Origin of the sequence: Pseudomonas entomophila (assembly GCF_029478665.1) — a bacterium.
In the GTDB taxonomy this organism is placed as follows: domain Bacteria; phylum Pseudomonadota; class Gammaproteobacteria; order Pseudomonadales; family Pseudomonadaceae; genus Aquipseudomonas; species Aquipseudomonas entomophila_F.
Map to the genome: position 1 here is coordinate 1 of NZ_JARPQB010000026.1, position 17601 is coordinate 17601.

16 protein-coding genes and 1 pseudogene are annotated in these 17601 nt (G+C 62.2%); 13 read left to right on the plus strand and 4 right to left on the minus strand.

From position 1 onward, the window contains the following. The 4 genes and pseudogenes from P5705_RS14685 to P5705_RS14700 all read left to right on the plus strand — a co-directional run. Positions 1–323 (plus strand): annotated as a pseudogene (locus P5705_RS14685) (type VI secretion system tip protein VgrG); the annotation flags it as partial. Continuing rightward, the gene (locus tag P5705_RS14690) at positions 320–1138 is read left to right on the plus strand and encodes a DUF4123 domain-containing protein (RefSeq protein WP_277461570.1); all 819 of its coding nucleotides are present in this window, start codon (positions 320–322) and stop codon (positions 1136–1138) included. The pseudogene P5705_RS14685 and the gene P5705_RS14690, both read left to right, overlap by 4 nt. A 16-nt stretch (positions 1139–1154) precedes the next feature. Continuing rightward, a complete protein-coding gene (locus tag P5705_RS14695; RefSeq protein WP_277461571.1) occupies positions 1155–1928 on the plus strand; it encodes a hypothetical protein in 774 nt (257 codons plus the stop codon). A gap of 3 nt (positions 1929–1931) precedes the next feature. Next, positions 1932–3026 (plus strand): hypothetical protein, encoded by a 1095-nt coding sequence (locus P5705_RS14700; RefSeq protein WP_277461573.1) that lies wholly within the window; start codon positions 1932–1934, stop codon positions 3024–3026. A gap of 32 nt (positions 3027–3058) precedes the next feature. On the opposite strand, the gene P5705_RS14705 is transcribed toward P5705_RS14700, so the two are convergent. Beyond that, on the minus strand, positions 3059–4255 hold the full coding sequence (locus P5705_RS14705; protein WP_060501916.1) for an IS256 family transposase: 1197 nt from the start codon (positions 4253–4255) through the stop codon (positions 3059–3061). 56 nt (positions 4256–4311) lie between these two features. Here P5705_RS14705 and P5705_RS14710 point away from each other — a divergent pair, with 56 nt between their 5' ends. Next, entirely contained in the window at positions 4312–5475 is a 1164-nt protein-coding gene (locus P5705_RS14710; protein ID WP_277461574.1) for a lipase family protein, read from the plus strand. Between the two features lie 90 nt (positions 5476–5565). On the opposite strand, the gene aspA is transcribed toward P5705_RS14710, so the two are convergent. Beyond that, positions 5566–6990 (minus strand): aspartate ammonia-lyase, encoded by a 1425-nt coding sequence (aspA, locus tag P5705_RS14715; RefSeq protein ID WP_240064215.1) that lies wholly within the window; start codon positions 6988–6990, stop codon positions 5566–5568. Between the two features lie 181 nt (positions 6991–7171). On the opposite strand from aspA, the gene P5705_RS14720 reads away from it, so the two are divergent. The 5 genes from P5705_RS14720 to P5705_RS14740 all read left to right on the plus strand — a co-directional run bounded on the left by P5705_RS14720 (position 7172) and on the right by P5705_RS14740 (position 10784). Next, the gene (locus P5705_RS14720) at positions 7172–8101 is read left to right on the plus strand and encodes a LysR substrate-binding domain-containing protein (RefSeq protein WP_011536444.1); all 930 of its coding nucleotides are present in this window, start codon (positions 7172–7174) and stop codon (positions 8099–8101) included. 170 nt (positions 8102–8271) lie between these two features. Beyond that, positions 8272–8763, plus strand: coding sequence for a 5-(carboxyamino)imidazole ribonucleotide mutase (gene purE, locus P5705_RS14725; protein WP_011536443.1), 492 nt, complete (start codon positions 8272–8274; stop codon positions 8761–8763). Between the two features lie 10 nt (positions 8764–8773). After that, complete coding sequence (locus P5705_RS14730) at positions 8774–9856, plus strand: 5-(carboxyamino)imidazole ribonucleotide synthase (protein ID WP_277461576.1); 1083 nt, start codon at positions 8774–8776, stop codon at positions 9854–9856. 97 nt (positions 9857–9953) lie between these two features. Continuing rightward, entirely contained in the window at positions 9954–10199 is a 246-nt protein-coding gene (locus P5705_RS14735; RefSeq protein ID WP_011536441.1) for a GlsB/YeaQ/YmgE family stress response membrane protein, read from the plus strand. 51 nt (positions 10200–10250) lie between these two features. Beyond that, entirely contained in the window at positions 10251–10784 is a 534-nt protein-coding gene (locus P5705_RS14740; RefSeq protein ID WP_431196947.1) for a DUF3299 domain-containing protein, read from the plus strand. A 118-nt stretch (positions 10785–10902) separates the two neighbouring features. Here the strand turns inward: P5705_RS14740 and P5705_RS14745 are convergent, their stop codons facing one another. Together P5705_RS14745 and P5705_RS14750 are read right to left on the minus strand one after the other, a co-directional pair. Continuing rightward, a complete protein-coding gene (locus P5705_RS14745) occupies positions 10903–11799 on the minus strand; it encodes a D-hexose-6-phosphate mutarotase (RefSeq protein ID WP_277461578.1) in 897 nt (298 codons plus the stop codon). Between the two features lie 73 nt (positions 11800–11872). Continuing rightward, positions 11873–12271, minus strand: coding sequence for an acyl-CoA thioesterase (locus tag P5705_RS14750; protein WP_011536438.1), 399 nt, complete (start codon positions 12269–12271; stop codon positions 11873–11875). Positions 12272–12632: 361 nt separating this feature from the next. Here P5705_RS14750 and P5705_RS14755 point away from each other — a divergent pair, with 361 nt between their 5' ends. The 3 genes from P5705_RS14755 (at position 12633) to P5705_RS14765 (ending at position 17599) form a co-directional block, all read left to right on the plus strand. Continuing rightward, positions 12633–13922, plus strand: a complete 1290-nt coding sequence (locus P5705_RS14755) for an MFS transporter (protein ID WP_277461580.1) — start codon at positions 12633–12635, stop codon at positions 13920–13922. Positions 13923–14169: 247 nt separating this feature from the next. Beyond that, entirely contained in the window at positions 14170–15168 is a 999-nt protein-coding gene (locus P5705_RS14760) for a phosphate ABC transporter substrate-binding protein PstS (RefSeq protein ID WP_277461581.1), read from the plus strand. A gap of 142 nt (positions 15169–15310) precedes the next feature. Continuing rightward, complete coding sequence (locus P5705_RS14765; RefSeq protein WP_277461583.1) at positions 15311–17599, plus strand: ABC transporter permease subunit; 2289 nt, start codon at positions 15311–15313, stop codon at positions 17597–17599. Positions 17600–17601: the final 2 nt, after the last annotated feature.

The window sequence follows — 17601 nt, forward strand, 5'->3', positions numbered from 1 at the left end:
AGGTGCAGGTGTCGGCGGACGGCGAAGTGGTGGTGGAGGGCGGTGCCAGTATCACCCTCAAGGTTGGCGGGCAGCACCTGGTGATCAATGGCGCGGGCATCTTCTGCAGCAGCCCGATCCAGATCGGCGGGGCGCCGGCGGCCAGCGTCCTGGCGCAGCCCCTGCTGCCGGGCGACGGTCAGGGCCTGTCCGACGCGTTGCCGCTGCCCGTGACGGCGGGGCCGGTGCAATGGGCGTTGTGGGCGGGAAGCCAGGCGTTCGACAGCGCGCTGTGTCCGGTCTGTGACAGTTGTTGCGACGCGCCTTTGGGAGGTGCGGTATGAGCGAGTTAACCCCGTGGCAATGGATGGCGCGCGAGCGTGCTTGTGGCCGTGACATCGTGCTGATGCTCGACGCCGGTTTCGATGCCCGCCAGGCCCTGATGGCCCGCTTGGGCTCCGAGCGCTGGTGCGCGTTGTACCAGCAGACCGACGTCGCCCACCTCGCGGCGCAAGGGCCGGCCTGCTTTCTGATCGGTGAGGGCGAGGTGCGCTTGCTGCAGGGCTTGTTCGAGGCGCCGCAAGGCAACTGGGGGTGGTTGGCCAGCCTGGCGCCGGGCGCCTTGCCGGACTGGGTCGAGCATTGGCGCGCACGGCTGCTGCTGGGCCAGCGGCCGCAGCGGGCGCTGTACCGGTTCCACGACAACCGTGTACTGGCGCGGGCGATGGCGGTCGCGGATCGCAGGGCTGCCTGGCTCGGCCAGGCCATCAGCGTGTGCTACTGGCAGGCCACGGCCTGGCGGGTGGTGGATAACCCGGTGCCCCGTGCCTACCCCGTGCCGCCCGTTCCGGTCTGGTTACCGACTCCGGCCGAAGTCGAAGGCAATGGGGTCGCCTTGGCCAATGCCCATCGAGGACTCTGCAGCCAGCATTTGGATGCCTACTGCACGCTTGCCCAAAGCCAGATGCCCCTTGAGTGGTTGCAACGCCAACTGCGCCAGGCTCGGGTCTGGGGCTGGCATACAGGGGAGGAGATCGAGTTCCTGCTGATGTTGAGCCTGCGCTCGCCGGGGTACGAAGTGCCGCGGGAATGTGCACCGTTGGTTGATGAAAACCCACAGGCGCATCTAGAGCGGTTGCGACTTCGTACGGTGTTTTGAACAGGGAGAAAGAAAGATGAATGGGATGTTGGTGAAGTGTCTGGTGATGTTGGGTCTGGCTTCATTGGTGGGATGTGCGGAAGAGCAAACGAATACCTTCAAGTTGGTGGGAGAGCTGCCGCCAGATTTTGCGTACGCGGCGGTTGCGCACTATCGGCCGGAACCTGGTACGAAATGCGCAATAGCTGATTGGGGGAAGACCATGCATCACTTCAATAGACATTGGCGAAACGAGTACAAGCCAACCTCGATTATCGAAATTAGAAAAGTCATTGAAGGGTGTGAAATGGTTGTACGTAGTATAAAAATCAGAATTCTCGCCAAGTATGGAAAATCTTTCCAAGATATGGCCGAGGATAATGCGGGTATTGGAATTCATACGGTGCTTAAAGAGGGCGGCAGGCGGAAAATGAATATGCCTGACGGTGATGCTTTTTATGGCGTGTGTGAATGGTTGTTCAGAACCTATGGTCCTGATCGAAAACTTATAAAAGGCCTGTATTGCAAAAAAGATAATGAGCGTGGCGAGAAATCCGTGGGGAAACCATCGGGTGTCTATACGGTAGATCAGTTGCCTGGGAGTACGATCAGAATGAATATAAGGGTTGCTGATAAAGAAAGGCCCTCCATACGGAATACTTGGATAGAGTTTCCAAATGGTTGGAAGCGCTGTTTGGGTGAGGGAGAGGATGATGTTTATGGTTTTTGTGATGATAATCCGGGTCGCTTCAGTGAATTTAGAATGCATACGGGTGAAATGTGTACTATTTATCCTGGGTGTAGGGAGTGACAAATGAAATCAGTAGAGGAGTTTCAAAAGGAAACCAATCACCCATTCAATAACGTTATGCTCATATGTCCAAAGCGAGGAGGGGTAACCAACTTTCAACTGGTCGATGAATTCGGGAGTGGTGAACCGTATGCGGGCATGTTTTTTGAGATTTGCGACTGTGAGGGGCAACTATATCGTGGGGCTTTGGATACTCAAGGGGTAGGGAAAGTTGAGGGTTGTTATCAAGGTCCAATATCACTTAGGTTGGACAGCGATTATGCTGGGGGCGATAAGTGGTACCGGCATCTGCTGCGTAGAGAGCATTACCCACTAAAAATCACCGAGCTTCAAGTCAGGGCCGAACAGACTGTATATAGTAATCGAGACGGTGCACGAACAACGTCAAATCCGGCAAGCCGGAATGCCGACTACTACTGCCAAGTAGAAGTTCGTGAACTTGTCCGCTTCGGTTGCCACCTTCCCCCTTTGTCCGCGCAATCTTTCCCGCCTGACAAGGGGCTTCAGCGAATTATGGGCAAGCACTGTGAGTGGGGTGTGGCCCTCATGCCTGAAAAGCACACGGTACTCGAAGTCCGTCCATTGCGAGCACTGCGCCCCGCACTATCGATGGACCCCGCGTTTTGTGCCCTGAACCTCTATCAGCTGGCCCTCATGGCCACACTCAGTTACTCCCCGTTCGGTCAAGAGCCTCCGGGCCATCCTGTTCAGGCCTTTTCGGTCAGTTTTCCTCGTACCCCTACCGTCGGTAATTGGTTTGGCGAAGCACTGGCGTGCGGACGGGAGCTCTGGTGTGTGGATGCGTCCCAGCAAAGTGAGTACTTTCCGCTCTACGAGGATGTGCCTTACTCCCAGCGATGGGAGATTGCGCCGTTCGATCCTGAGCTCTATGAGGAGAACAATCCTTCACTTGAAGATGAACAGGAAAATCCAGCCAGCCTTCACTTTCTAGATGACAGAGAAACCCCTGACAGTACGGATACACAAGCCTTTGCTACCCATAACGCCGAGGTGATGCTCATTGCCATTCGTGGCACCAGCGAAAAGATTCCGGATTTACTGCGTGATATCGAGATCGTGTCCCAGGAAGTGGTGTAACTCATCGTGGCTCTGGCCACTGAGTTTGCCGTTTAGTTGATCACGGCCGACAGCTTGGCCTGTGGATTATCGCTGACCGCCTCGAAGGCCTCCAACTGCATGTATCGCCGTTGCAGGCACCACTCGTCGTTCTGCTCCAGTAGCATCGCGCCTACCAGCCGTGTGATTGCAGGGTCGTTGGGAAAGATGCCCACGACGTCGGTGCGACGTTTGATCTCGGCGTTGAGCCGCTCCAGTGGATTGGTGCTGTGCAACTGCTGTCGGTGCGCCTTGGGAAACGCCATGTGCGCCAGCACTTCGTCCTCGCAGCCGTCCATGAGCGTCGCGATCTTGGGGTACTTTTCGCGCAGCTGATCGGCGACCAGGCGCCATTGCTGGTGGCATTCGGTACGGCTGTCCTGGGCGAAAACCGTGCGCAGGAGCGCCGCCACCATGGTGCGCTGGCCCTTGCCGACATGGGCCATGGCGTTGCGCATGAAGTGCACGCGGCAACGCTGCCAGGTCGCGTTGAAGACCTTGGAAACCGCTGCCTTGAGACCTTCGTGGGCGTCAGAAATGACCAGCTTCACGCCACGAAGGCCACGCCGCATCAGGCTTCGCAGGAAGTCCGTCCAGAACGGCTCGGCTTCCGAAGGCCCAACCCGCATGCCCAGGACTTCGCGGCCACCATCGGTGTTCACGGCCACGGCGATTATGACGGCGACCGAGACGATGCGCCCGGCCTCCCGCACTTTGACGTAGGTGGCATCGATCCAGAGATAGGGCCAGTCGCCTTCAAGCGGGCGATCAAGGAAGGCATGGACACGTTCATCGATCTCGCCGGCCAGCCGTGACACCTGACTCTTGGAGATGCCGGTCATGCCCATGGCTTTGACCAGCTCGTCCACCGAACGCGTTGAAACGCCCTGAATGTAAGCTTCCTGGATCACCGCTGCCATGGCCTTCTCGGCGGTACGTCGAGGCTCGAGAAAGCCAGGAAAGTAGCTGCCTTGGCGCAGCTTCGGGATTTTCAGGTCAACATCGCCGGCGCGGGTTTGCCAGAGGCGATCCCGGTAGCCGTTGCGGCTGTTTGTCCGGTCTGGGCTTTTGACATCGAAGCCGGCGCCGCACAGGCCTTCGACATCGAACTCCATCATGCGCTGGGCAACGAACTGGATCATTTGCTTGAGCAGATCAGCGTCTGCCCCTTTCTCAACCAACTCGGTCAATGCGATAGTGGGCTTGGTCATCGTGGTTTCTCTGGTGAAGGTTAAGTCCGCAAACTCAACGTTAGCCAAGAACCACGATGACCATCCTCTTTCGCCCACAGGGCGCCTTCGGCTGGTTCAGTTACACCACTTCCTGGGACACGATCGATATCGACGCGCTGCAGGTTCCGTTCGTAGAGGGAGAGGGGAAGGTTCATAGGGGCTTTTATCTCGCTGCGCAGCGTGCATACGATTTTGTGAAAGCCTACATGTTCAAGTTTTACCAGTCCCAGCAACTCATCATCTGCGGCCACAGCCTCGGCGGCGCGATAGCACTACTGCTGGCCCAAATGCTGCGCGCAGGCGGTCACGGTGGCCCCCTCCAGCTCTACACCTACGGCGCCCCCCGAGCCGGCGACAGCACGTTCCTCGCCAGCGCCACCGACCTGCGCCACCATCGCATCGTCAACAATGACGACATGGTCCCCAACCTGCCACTGCCGTGGATGAACACCCGTTACGAGGTGATCGCAACAGGCGCTGTTCTGACGCAGATAAACTTCCTGCTCGGCGCAATCGTCATACAAACAGGCCTGGTCAACCAGGACGGCGAGCCCTACGGGCACCATGGCGAGCTGCAGCATTTCATGCCGATCCAGCTCAGCAACCAGGAATCCTCGGCCATTCTCTGGCGCCCGGGCTGCACCACCATCACCGCCCAGCCCGCCTGCAATTACTACCTGGAAAAGGTCGAAGGCCTGCCGCAGCACAGGTCTGTCAGCCTGGCGGATCATTCCATGGTGTCCAGCTACATCCCGGCCTGCTGGGCCATGCTGCGTCGTCACCAGCAGGCGCTGGCCAACCGCACGCCAGCGGTGACCGTGCGGGAACTGGAGGCGGTGGACGCGGCGCTGGCGTCGATCAGCCAGCAACTGCGCGAGCGTCGCACCCGGCTGAGTCGAGGCGACTACTACCCGCGTTCCCGCGAGCCCAGCCTGACCGCCATCGAAAAAGAACTGGAACGCCTACAGGCAACCCGCGAGCGGCTTGCCAGCCTGCGTCGCGCCCCGGTCAGCGAAGCCGACGTCTATGGCAGCCTCGCCGGCCAGCCGCAGCTGGCCGAGGCCCTGGAGCGCTGGCAGGCCCACGCCGCCAGCACCCAGGCCGCGCCGCTGGCCATGGCGCCCAAGGAACAAGACATCAACGTGGTGACGTTCGACGAGCTGTTCGCCAGCCTCGACGACCCGCTCGACCTCATATAAAAAAAGGGCCCGGAGCGTGCGCTCGGGCCCTTGAAAGGTTGAGAGGTGTCTAGTCCCTCGACCTGGTGAGACGTTTTGCAGCGGTCTGGGTTACGCCTTCAGCGGAACCAGACGGGGAGCGATCATGTTTTCCGGACGCAGGATGTCGTTGAGCATCGCTTCGTCCAGCAGCTTCTCTTCGCGCACCAGTTCCAGCACGCCGCGGCCGGTTTCCAGGGCGACGCGGGCGATACGGGTGGCGTTTTCGTAGCCGATGTACGGGTTCAGGGCGGTGACCAGGCCGATCGAGTGCTCGACCAGTTCACGGCAGCGCTGTTCGTTGGCGGTGATACCCACGATGCAGTGCTCGCGCAGCATGTCCATGGCGCGTTGCAGCAGGCGGATCGAGTCGAAGATCTTGTAGGCGATCAGCGGTTCCATCACGTTCAGCTGCAGCTGGCCACCTTCGGCGGCGACGGTCAGGGCCAGGTCGTTGCCCATGATGGCGAAGGCGACTTGGTTGACGGCTTCCGGGATCACCGGGTTGACCTTGCCTGGCATGATCGAGCTGCCTGGCTGGCGCGCCGGCAGGTTGATCTCGTTGATGCCGGTGCGTGGGCCGCTGGACAGCAGGCGTAGGTCGTTGCAGATCTTCGACAGCTTGACCGCGGTGCGCTTGAGCATGCCGGAGAACAGCACGAAGGCGCCCATGTCGGAGGTGGCTTCGATCAGGTCGGCGGCGGGCACCAGCGGCTGGCCGCTGATGATCGCCAGGCGCTGAACGGCCAGCATCTGGTAGCCCGGGTCGGCGTTGATGCCGGTACCGATGGCGGTACCGCCCAGGTTGATTTCGGTCAGCAGTTCCGGGGCCAGCGAGCGCAGGCGCTGCAGGTCTTCGGTCATGGTGGTGGCGAAGGCGCGGAATTCCTGGCCCAGGGTCATCGGCACGGCGTCCTGCAGCTGGGTACGGCCCATCTTCAGTACGTGGTCGAACTCTTTACCCTTGGCGGCGAAAGCCTGGATCAGGCTGTCGAGGCTGGCCAGCAGGGCGTCGTGACCCAGCAGCAAGCCCAGACGGATCGCGGTCGGGTAGGCGTCGTTGGTCGACTGCGCCATGTTCACGTCGTTGTTCGGGTGCAGGTACTGGTACTCACCTTTCTGGTGGCCCATGTGCTCCAGCGCAACGTTGGCGATGACTTCGTTGGCGTTCATGTTGGTGGAGGTGCCAGCACCGCCTTGAATCATGTCCACGACGAACTGATCGTGGAAGTCACCCTTGATCAGTCGGGCGCAGGCTGCGCTGATGGCAGCGTGCTTGGCATCGCTCAGGTGCCCCAGCTCACGGTTGGCGTCAGCAGCAGCCTGCTTGACCATCGCCAGGCCGACTACCAGTTTCGGGTAGTGCGACAGCGGAACGCCGGAGAGGTGGAAGTTGTTGGCAGCGCGCAGGGTCTGGATGCCGTAGTAGGCATCGGCAGGGACTTCAAGGGTACCAAGCAGATCTTTTTCGACGCGGAACGATGCAGCGGAGGACATGATGGATATCATCTCGATTTTGACCCGGCACCTGCCGGAATGGCGCCAATCCTAGGGCTGCCCGGATTTTGCGGCCAATGCTGTTGCACGCTAACCTATGCGCAAACGGCATACGGTTTGATGTGACGCCGATTGACAATCGAGCGTGTTCCATTTTGGTGCACGCGTTGCGGAGTAGTCGATGAACCTCGAAAGCAAATGGCTGGAGGACTTCAGTGCCCTGGCCTCCACCCGCAGTTTCTCGCAGGCGGCCGAGCGCCGTTTCGTCACCCAGCCGGCGTTCAGCCGACGCATAAGAAGCCTGGAAGCGGCGCTGGGGCTGACCTTGGTGAATCGTTCCCGCACCCCCATCGAACTGACCGAGGCCGGGCAGCTGTTTCTCGTCACCGCGCGCACCGTTGTCGACCAGTTGAGCGAAGTTCTTCGCCATTTGCATCACCTCGAAGGCGGGCAGGGCGAGGTCATCCAGGTGGCGGCGGCACACTCCCTGGCCTCGGGCTTCTTCCCCCGTTGGGTGGCCCAGTTGCGCAACGACGGCTTGAACATCGCCACGCGCCTGGTGGCCACCAACGTTGGTGACGCGGTGCATGCCCTGCGTGAAGGGGGTTGCGACCTGATGCTGGCCTTCTATGACCCGGATGCGGCGTTGCAGATGGATGCCGAAATCTTCCCGTCGCTGCACATGGGCGACACAGAGATGCTGCCGGTGTGCGCCGTTGGGCCGGACGGCAAGCCGTTGTTCGACCTGGAAGGCGAGGGCAGCGTGCCGTTGCTGGCCTACAGCGCCGGCGCCTTCCTCGGCCGTTCGGTCAACCTGCTGCTGCGCCAGCGCAACCTGCGCTATACCACGGTCTATGAAACCGCGATGGCCGACAGTCTCAAGAGCATGGCGCTCGAAGGCATGGGCATCGCCTGGGTGCCGAAGCTGTCGATGCGCGGCGAGCTGGAGCGTGGCGAACTGGTGATCTGTGGCGGCAGCCAGTGGCATGTGCCGCTGGAAATCCGCCTCTATCGTTGCGCCTTGGTGCGCAAGGCCAACGTGCGGTTGCTGTGGCGCAAGCTGGAGGGGGGTTCAGTTGACCCGAAAGTCAGCCAAACCCCCGAAAAATAAGGGCGACAGTTGGTCGCCGGGGTGCCTTAAACGCACTCCCTTGCGGTATACTGCGCGGCCTTTCGACCGGACAGCTCCGGTCCAGATCAGCAAACAAGCCACGCCGGTCGTCCCGCGTGGCTTGTTGTTTTTTGACGCGCCTGCGGGCGCACAAGCGAAGAGGCTCGACGATGAGTGCACTGGTTGGCGTGATCATGGGCTCCAAGTCCGATTGGTCCACCCTTAGCCACACCGCCGATATGCTGGAAAAACTCGGCATTCCCTACGAGGTGAAGGTGGTTTCCGCCCACCGTACCCCGGACCTGCTGTTCCAGTACGCCGAGGAGGCCGACGGCCGCGGCATCGAGGTGATCATCGCCGGTGCCGGTGGCGCCGCCCATCTGCCAGGCATGTGCGCCGCCAAGACCCACCTGCCGGTGCTGGGCGTGCCGGTGCAGTCGTCGATGCTGTCGGGCGTCGACTCGCTGCTGTCGATCGTGCAGATGCCGGCCGGCGTGCCGGTTGCCACCCTGGCCATCGGCAAGGCCGGCGCGATCAACGCCGCGCTGCTGTCGGCGAGCATCCTGGGGGCCAAGTACCCGCAGTTCCACGCGGCGCTCAAGCAGTTCCGCACGGAGCAGACCGACACCGTGCTGGACAATCCAGACCCGCGCCAGGCTTGAGGCTGAAGATATGAAGATCGGTGTAATCGGTGGTGGCCAGCTGGGCCGCATGCTGGCCCTGGCGGGCACCCCGCTGGGCATGAACTTCGCTTTCCTCGACCCGGCACCGGACGCCTGCGCCGCGCCGCTGGGCGAGCACCTGCGCGCCGACTACGGCGACCAGGACCACCTGCGCCAGCTGGCCGACGAAGTCGACCTGGTAACGTTCGAGTTCGAGAGCGTGCCGGCTGAGACGGTCGCCTTCCTCTCGCAGTTCGTGCCGGTCTACCCGAGCGCCGAAGCGCTGCGCATTGCCCGCGACCGCCTGTTCGAGAAGAGCATGTTCCGCGACCTGGGGATTCCGACCCCGGCTTTCGCCGACATTCTTTCGCAGGCGGACCTGGACGCCGCCGTCGCCAGCATCGGCCTGCCGGCCGTGCTCAAGACCCGCACCCTGGGTTATGACGGCAAGGGCCAGAAGGTCCTGCGCAAGCCCGAAGACGTGGTCGATACCTTCGCCGAGCTGGGCAGCGTGCCGTGCCTGCTGGAAGGCTTCGTGCCATTCACCGGCGAAGTGTCGCTGGTGGCCGTGCGCGCCCGCGATGGCGAAACCCGCTTCTACCCGCTGGTGCACAACACCCATGAGAGCGGCATCCTGAAGTTGTCGGTGGCCAGTGATGCACATCCGCTGCAAGCCCTGGCCGAAGACTACGTCGGCCGCGTCCTGCAGAAGCTGGACTATGTCGGTGTGATGGCGTTCGAGTTCTTCGAGGTTGGCGGTGGCCTGAAGGCCAACGAGATCGCCCCGCGCGTGCACAACTCCGGGCACTGGACCATCGAAGGCTCTGAGTGCAGCCAGTTCGAGAACCACCTGCGCGCCGTGGCCGGCCTGCCGCTGGGTTCGACCGCCAAGGTGGGTGAGAGCGCCATGCTCAACTTCATCGGCGAAGTGCCGGCGGTGGACAAGGTCATCGCCATCGACGACTGCCACCTGCACCACTACGGCAAGGCCTTCAAGGCCGGGCGCAAGGTTGGTCACGCCACCCTGCGTTGCGACGACATGGCCACGCTGCAGGCCAAGATCGCTGAAGTAGAGGCGTTGATCGCCGGCTGAGCGAACTTCTGCGGGGCAACACTGCTCTGAAATGGCGACAAGCCAAAGCGCTGTCTAGGCTTTGGCTTGTTCCATCTTTCTTATCAGAGGGTTTGCCATGGGCATCATTGGAACCATTTTCATCGGCCTGATCGTCGGCCTGCTGGCGCGTTTCCTGAAACCGGGCGACGACAGCATGGGCTGGATCATGACCATCCTCCTCGGCATCGCCGGCTCCCTGGCCGCCACCTATGGCGGGCAAGCCCTTGGCATCTACCAAGCCGGCCAGGCCGCGGGCTTCTTCGGGGCCCTGGTGGGCGCGATCATCCTCCTGGTGATCTACGGCTTCATCAAGAAAAGCTGAACACACGTTAGAATGCCCGGCAATTCAATCCCCGAGTTGCCGAGCATTCCCATGCGTGCGTTATTCCTCGTTCCCTTGCTGCTGGCCAGCGCCCTGGCCCATGCCGAACTGCCCGAGACCGACTGGCTGGAACTGATGCCCAAGTCGGACCAGAAAGCCCTCGAGCGGATGCCCGAGATCGACCACGACTCCCCGGAAGCCCAAGGGACCTTCACCGCTAAAGGCGGCCTGAAGCAGAGCAAGGGCTTGCCGGCGGTGATGTACTCGACCAAGACCGTGGCGGCGATGAATGGCAAGCAGATCCGCCTGGGCGGCTATCCGGTGCCGTTGGAGAGCGATGCCAAGAGCAACAGCACGCTGTTCTTCCTGGTGCCGTACCCGGGCGCCTGCATCCACGTGCCGCCGCCGCCGCCGAACCAGCTGGTGCTGGTGCGTTATCCGAAAGGGTTGAAGATCGACGATATCTACACGCCGTTGTGGGTGACCGGCCTGTTGAAGGTGGAGAAGGTCAGCAATGACCTGGCGGATGCGGCGTATGCGCTGGATGCGGGGCAGGTGAGGGTGGTGGAAGACGCCGACCTGTAACGCATTCCGGGGCTGCTTTGCAGCCCATCGCGACACAAGGCCGCTCCCACCGGGATCACGCGAATCCTGTGGGAGCGGCCTTGTGTCGCGAAAGGACCGCGTAGCGGTCCCGGAAACCTCAGAGCACTTCGCTACCGATCGCCACGCTCATCTCATGGCTCGCCCCCGGCTTGAGCGTCACCACATCATCCATCACATTCGCCGTTTCGATGCACAGCATGCGCTGCCAGCCATCGTCCGCCATGTCCGGCAGGTCGCGGGCGCGGTCGGTCCAAGGGTTCCAGATCACCGCAGTGCGTGAACCACTGGCCTGCAGGGTGATGCGCCGGTTCCAGTGCGGGTCGACGATGGCCAGGCGCTCGGGAGCATTCAGGTAGATGCGGTCGGTCTCGCCCGCGAACCCCAGGTTGCCCTGCTGCTGGCGCTGTTCCCAGTTGGCCAGGGTTTCGATATACGCCAACCCATCCACACCTTCCACCTGCACCTGGCGCACGTCGCTCACGGCAAAGTAGCTGTGCAGGGCCTGGCTCAAGGTGACATCGGTGTTGCCGAGGTTATAGCTGGTGAGGGTCAGCTTCAGTTGCTGGCCCAGCTCCACCACAAGCTTGAGCTCCACTTCGTGCGGCCAGCCCGGCAGATCGCCCTGAGCTTCGGGCAGTGCGAACTCGATGCGCAAGGTGTCGCCGGCTTCCTCGACGCCCAGCAACTGCCAGTCGCGGCCACGCACCAGGCCGTGGGCCGGAGGTTGCTCGCCCTTGTACATGGCTTTGACCGAAGCGGGGTTGCGTTCGAAGATGCCGAACCACGGCCAGCACACCGGTGCACCGGCGCGCACCGACTTGCCCTGGCGGAAGATGGCCTGGTCGCTCAGCCACAGCAGCGGCGGCTCGCCGATCCGCTGGTAGCTGAGGACCTGCGCGCCCTGTTGAGCGATCAGCAGTTCGGCGTGTTTGCTGGTGATGCGCCAGCAGTGGAGTTCGCCGTGTTGCTCGGTGTCGACCTGGAAGTTAGCCATTGCACTCGTCTCATTGGTTGCCTGTCGGGCCGTTGGACCCGGTGACCTGCCATGAGTTTAACGCCCGCGTGGCTCAGCGACGAGGCACGGAGCGGGTACGACCGCTGCCGTCGATGGCGACGAACACGAACTCCGCTTCGGTCACCTTGCGCCATTCGCCAGACAGCGGATCGTCGTTCCACACTTCGACCCTCATCTGGATCGAGCTGCGACCGATCTTCAAGGTCTGGGTATAGAAGGACAGTTGCGCGCCCACGGCCACCGGCACCAGGAACGCCATGCGATCGATCGATACGGTGGCCACCCGGCCACCGGCGACGCGGCTGGCCATGGCGGTGCCGGCCAGGTCCATCTGGGCGACCAGCCAGCCGCCGAAGATATCGCCGAAACCGTTGGTTTCGCGCGGCAGCGCGGTGATCTGCAGGGCCAGGTCGCCTTGCGGGATAGGATCTTCTTGTTCGAGCTCAATCATGCCGTGGGGCCTCTGACCCGTGACGCTTCGTGGGTGGCGCAGTGAAGGACGCCATAAAAACGATTCAGCAACACACATACTACGCTGATTTCGCTTAAGGGGCGGCCAAAGGGAGACTCTGCGAAACAGTCCGACGCTTCTGACCGACGTTTTCGCACAATATCCCTTGATGCAAGCAACCTTTTCCTACGAGCGGGCAGTATATATACCCACACAGCCAGCGACGACCGCACATTGATGAATATCTGTACGGATTTTGTACCGCTATGAGTGCGGCTCGGCAATTTGCTATCTTCGCTGCCTGACCTACCCAGAAGCCGCATGCCAAGCGGTCCGCAGACCAATAAGAGAAACCACAGCGATGACCTCCGTGCAGAGCAGTATCGAGCAGCCGTCCCGGCCGTTGTCCCGCAGTGACTACAAGACCCTTTCGCTGTCCGCCCTGGGCGGTGCGCTGGAGTTCTACGATTTCATCATCTTCGTGTTCTTCGCCACCGTGGTCGGCAAGCTGTTCTTCCCTGCCGACATGCCCGAATGGCTGCGCCTGATGCAGACCTTCGGCATCTTCGCCGCCGGCTACCTGGCGCGGCCCCTGGGCGGCATCGTCATGGCCCACTTCGGCGACCTGCTCGGGCGCAAGAAGATGTTCACCCTGAGCATTTTCCTGATGGCGGTGCCGACCCTGGTGATGGGCCTGCTGCCGACTTATGCACAGATCGGCCTGTGGGCGCCGATCCTGCTGCTGTTGATGCGGGTGATCCAGGGCGCAGCCATCGGTGGCGAGGTGCCGGGTGCCTGGGTGTTCGTCTCCGAGCACGTGCCGGCGCGCAACACCGGCTATGCCTGCGGCACGCTCACCGCCGGCCTGACTTCGGGCATCCTGCTCGGCTCGCTGGTGGCGACATTGATCAACACGATCTATACCCCGTACGAAGTGGCGGACTTTGCCTGGCGTATTCCGTTCCTGCTGGGTGGGGTGTTCGGTTTCTTCGCGGTCTACCTGCGCCGCTGGCTGCATGAAACCCCGGTGTTCGCCGAGATGCAGGCGCGCAAGGCGCTGGCCGAAGAGCTGCCGCTGCGCGCGGTGCTGCGCGACCACCGCGGTGCGATCATCCTGTCGATGCTGCTCACCTGGCTGTTGTCGGCTGGCATCGTGGTGATCATCCTCATGACTCCGGCATTACTGCAAAGCCTCTACCACGTGAGCCCAACGGATTCGCTCAAGGCCAACAGCCTGGCCATCGTGCTGCTCAGCCTGGGCTGCATCGGAGCTGGCAGCCTGGCCGACCGCTTTGGTGCTGGGCGCGTCTTTATCGTTGGGAGCCTGGCGTTACTGGCGTCCTCCTGGGCCTTCTACCACAGCCTGCCAACCCGGCCGGACCTGCTGTTCCCGCTCTATGCCCTGACCGGCCTGTGCGTGGGCATCGTCGGTGCCGTGCCCTACGTGATGGTCAAGGCGTTCCCGCCGGTGGTGCGCTTCAGTGGCCTTTCGTTCTCCTACAACCTGGCCTACGCGATCTTCGGTGGTCTGACGCCAATGGTGGTCACCGCGTTGCTGAAGTTCAGCCCCATGGCGCCGGCTTACTATGTGGCTTGCCTGTGTGCCGTTGGTCTGCTGGTCGGTACCTATCTGCTCGCCAACAAGCGCTGAGCAACTGTAGGAGCCGGCCTTGCCGGCGAACAGCGGCACAGCCGGTGCCAGCCACCGCACCGCCTGGTTCGCCAGCAAGGCTGGCTCCTACGAACCTTCTCCGCAACATCCTGTAAAGGCCATCCCGACACCCGGTAATGGCCTTTCATCCAATTGTCATATTCGAGTCATAGAGTGTTCATGCGGCCTGCAGATACTTGGGCCCGTTCCATCTCACAACCCACGATATTCCTGCTAGGAGCAAGGCATGAAACTGAAGCGTTTGATGGCGGCCCTGACCTTTGCCGCCGCTGGCGTTGCCACCGCCAATGCGGTCGCCGCCGTCGACCCAGCAATCCCGACCTACACCAAGACCACCGGTGTATCGGGCAACCTCTCCAGCGTCGGTTCCGACACCCTCGCGAACCTGATGACCCTGTGGGCCGAGGCCTACAAGAAGGAATATCCGAACGTAAACATCCAGATCCAGGCCGCTGGCTCCTCCACCGCGCCACCCGCGCTGACCGAAGGCACCGCCAACCTGGGCCCGATGAGCCGCAAGATGAAGGACGTCGAGCTGCAGGCCTTCGAGCAGAAGTACGGCTACAAACCGACCGCCATCCCGGTTGCCGTCGACGCCCTGGCCGTGTTCGTGCACAAGGACAACCCGATCAAGGGCCTGACCATGGCTCAGGTCGATGCCATCTTCTCCTCCACCCGCCTGTGCGGTGGCAAGAGCGAGATCAAGACCTGGGGCGACGTCGGTGTGACCGGCGACCTGGCCAACAAGCCAATCCAGCTGTTCGGCCGCAACTCGGTATCGGGCACCTACGGCTACTTCAAGGAAGAAGCCCTGTGCAAAGGCGACTTCAAGCCTAACGTCAACGAACAGCCTGGCTCGGCCTCGGTCGTGCAGTCGATCAGCTCCTCGCTGAACGGCATCGGCTACTCGGGCATCGGCTACAAGACCGCCAGCGTCAAGACCGTGGCCCTGGCCAAGAAAGAAGGCGGCGCCTTCGTCGAAGACAACGAAGCCAACGCCCTGAACGGCACCTACCCGCTGTCGCGCTTCCTGTACGTCTACGTCAACAAGGCGCCGAACAAGCCTCTGGCCCCGCTGGAAGCCGAGTTCGTCAAGCTGGTCCTGTCCCAGGCCGGCCAGCAAGTGGTCGTGAAGGACGGCTACATCCCGCTGCCAGCCAAAGTGGTCGACAAGACCCTGGCCGACCTGGGCCTGTCCCACGCGGGTAACGTTGCAAAGAAGTAAGTAACTGAGGATGAGGCCGGTGACCACAATGCCGGCCTCTTCCACGAATTCCTTAGTCCGAAGCCAGGGCTCCTGAGCGGCGGGCTTTTTTGCGTCACTGCACTGTCATGTTTTTGTCATACGGGACCGCTAGGGTGTGCGCATGAATGATCTGGCCAACTCCACAATGACCCAAAATTCTCCTCCCGTGCGCATTGACTTCAATACGCCCGAGTTGCAACGCAAGCGCCGCATGCGCGCCCTCAAGGACCGCCTGACCCGCTGGTACGTCCTGGTGGGCGGCCTCGCCGTGCTGGCAGCGATCACGCTGATCTTCTTCTACCTGGCCTATGTGGTGCTGCCGCTGTTCCAGGGCGCCGAGCTGACCAGCAAGAAGGCCCTTGAGCCGACCTGGCTGCAACAGGATGCCGGCAAGCCCCTGATGATCGCCCTCGAGGAGCAGAACCTCGTGGGCATGCGTGTTTCCGACAAGGGCCAGGCCCTGTTCTTCGACACCAAGACCGGTGGTGAACTGAAGCGCGTCGACCTGCCGCTGCCCGCTGGCACCCAGGTCAGCTCGATCAGCACCGACCAGCCCGGCAGCCCGCTGGTGGTGCTGGGCCTGTCCAACGGCCAGGCGCTGGTGTTCCACCACACCTACAAGATCACCTACCCGGACAACAAGAAGACCATCGAGCCGGGTATCGACTACCCCTATGGCCAGGACCTGTTCACCCTGGACAGCGAAGGCCGCGCGCTTGAGCACGTGAGCGTCAACGTCAACGGCGACACCCTGCTGCTGGCCGGCTCCACCGGCGCGCACCTGCAGGTGATCGAGCTGTTGCGCACCGAGAACATGATGACCGACGAGGTCACCATCGAGCAGAACCGCATCGAGCTGCCGCAGATGACCGAGGTGGTGAAGAACATCTTCATCGACCCGCGCCAGCAGTGGTTGTACGTGGTCAACGGCCGCGCCACCGCCGACGTGTTCAGCCTGCGCGACAAGAGCCTCAACGGCCGTTACAAGCTGCTGGAGGACGGTAACGCCGAGATCACCGCGACCGCCCAGCTGGTCGGTGGCATCTCGCTGATCTTCGGCGACTCCAAGGGCGGCCTGAGCCAGTGGTTCATGGCCCGCGACCCGGATGGCGAGTCGCGCTTCAAGCTGATCCGCAGCTTCCAGCTGGGCAAGGCCCCGGTGGTGCAGATCGACGCCGAAGAGCGCCGCAAGGGCTTCGTCGCCCTGGACAGCGAAGGCAAGCTGGGTGTGTTCCACAGCACCGCGCACCGCACCCTGCTGGTCGAGCCGGTCGCCGAGGGCGCGGGCATCCTGGCCCTGTCGCCGCGTGCCAACCGCATCGTCATCGAACAAGGCGGCAAGCTGCTGCCCCTGAGCCTGCGCAACCCGCACCCGGAGATCTCCTTCAGCGCGCTGTGGGGCAAGGTCTGGTACGAGAACTATGACGAGCCTAAATATGTCTGGCAGTCGACCGCCTCGAACACCGACTTCGAACCCAAGCTGAGCCTGTCGCCGCTGACCTTCGGTACGCTCAAGGCCGCGTTCTACGCAATGATCCTGGCCGCCCCGCTGGCCATCGCCGCCGCCATCTACACCGCCTACTTCATGGCCCCGGGCATGCGCCGCAAGGTCAAGCCGGTGATCGAGCTGATGGAAGCGATGCCGACGGTGATCCTCGGCTTCTTCGCCGGCCTGTTCCTCGCGCCGTACCTGGAAGGTCACCTGCCGGGCGTGTTCAGCCTGTTCGTGATCATGCCGGTCGGCATCCTGCTCGCGGGCTTCGGCTGGAGCCGCCTGCCGGAGTCGATCCGCCTGCGCATTCCCGATGGCTGGGAAGCGGCGATCCTGATCCCGGTGATCCTGGTGATCGGTTGGTTCGCCCTGTACATGAGCCCGTTCCTGGAGAGCTGGTTCTTCGCCGGCGACATGCGCCTGTGGATCACCAACGACCTTGGCATCACCTACGACCAGCGCAACGCCCTGGTGGTCGGTATCGCCATGGGCTTCGCGGTCATCCCGAACATCTACTCCATCGCCGAAGACGCCGTGTTCAGCGTGCCGCGCAGCCTCACCCTGGGCTCGCTGGCGCTGGGCGCCACACCATGGCAGACCCTGACCCGCGTGGTCATCCTCACCGCCAGCCCGGGTATCTTCTCGGCGCTGATGATCGGCATGGGCCGTGCGGTGGGCGAGACCATGATCGTGCTGATGGCCACCGGCAACACCCCGGTGATGGAGCTGAACCTGTTCGAGGGCATGCGCACCCTGGCCGCCAACGTGGCCGTGGAAATGCCCGAATCGGAAGTCGGCGGCAGCCACTATCGTGTGCTGTTCCTCGCCGCCCTCGTGCTGCTGCTGTTCACCTTCGTGATGAACACCTTGGCCGAGCTGATTCGCCAGCGCCTGCGCAAGAAATACTCGTCGCTTTGATA

What these genes read in the sequence shown, in the direction of transcription:
- P5705_RS14755 (WP_277461580.1), top strand. Translation starts at nt 12,633, where the DNA reads ATGACCTCCGTGCAGAGCAGTATCGAGCAGCCGTCCCGGCCGTTGTCC.
- P5705_RS14720 (WP_011536444.1), top strand. Translation starts at nt 7,172, where the DNA reads ATGAACCTCGAAAGCAAATGGCTGGAGGACTTCAGTGCCCTGGCCTCC.
- P5705_RS14730 (WP_277461576.1), top strand. Translation starts at nt 8,774, where the DNA reads ATGAAGATCGGTGTAATCGGTGGTGGCCAGCTGGGCCGCATGCTGGCC.
- P5705_RS14705 (WP_060501916.1), bottom strand. Translation starts at nt 4,255, where the DNA reads ATGACCAAGCCCACTATCGCATTGACCGAGTTGGTTGAGAAAGGGGCA.
- P5705_RS14700 (WP_277461573.1), top strand. Translation starts at nt 1,932, where the DNA reads ATGAAATCAGTAGAGGAGTTTCAAAAGGAAACCAATCACCCATTCAAT.
- P5705_RS14735 (WP_011536441.1), top strand. Translation starts at nt 9,954, where the DNA reads ATGGGCATCATTGGAACCATTTTCATCGGCCTGATCGTCGGCCTGCTG.
- P5705_RS14760 (WP_277461581.1), top strand. Translation starts at nt 14,170, where the DNA reads ATGAAACTGAAGCGTTTGATGGCGGCCCTGACCTTTGCCGCCGCTGGC.
- P5705_RS14740 (WP_431196947.1), top strand. Translation starts at nt 10,251, where the DNA reads ATGCGTGCGTTATTCCTCGTTCCCTTGCTGCTGGCCAGCGCCCTGGCC.
- P5705_RS14710 (WP_277461574.1), top strand. Translation starts at nt 4,312, where the DNA reads ATGACCATCCTCTTTCGCCCACAGGGCGCCTTCGGCTGGTTCAGTTAC.
- P5705_RS14765 (WP_277461583.1), top strand. Translation starts at nt 15,311, where the DNA reads ATGAATGATCTGGCCAACTCCACAATGACCCAAAATTCTCCTCCCGTG.
- P5705_RS14750 (WP_011536438.1), bottom strand. Translation starts at nt 12,271, where the DNA reads ATGATTGAGCTCGAACAAGAAGATCCTATCCCGCAAGGCGACCTGGCC.
- P5705_RS14695 (WP_277461571.1), top strand. Translation starts at nt 1,155, where the DNA reads ATGAATGGGATGTTGGTGAAGTGTCTGGTGATGTTGGGTCTGGCTTCA.
- purE (WP_011536443.1), top strand. Translation starts at nt 8,272, where the DNA reads ATGAGTGCACTGGTTGGCGTGATCATGGGCTCCAAGTCCGATTGGTCC.
- P5705_RS14745 (WP_277461578.1), bottom strand. Translation starts at nt 11,799, where the DNA reads ATGGCTAACTTCCAGGTCGACACCGAGCAACACGGCGAACTCCACTGC.
- P5705_RS14690 (WP_277461570.1), top strand. Translation starts at nt 320, where the DNA reads ATGAGCGAGTTAACCCCGTGGCAATGGATGGCGCGCGAGCGTGCTTGT.
- aspA (WP_240064215.1), bottom strand. Translation starts at nt 6,990, where the DNA reads ATGTCCTCCGCTGCATCGTTCCGCGTCGAAAAAGATCTGCTTGGTACC.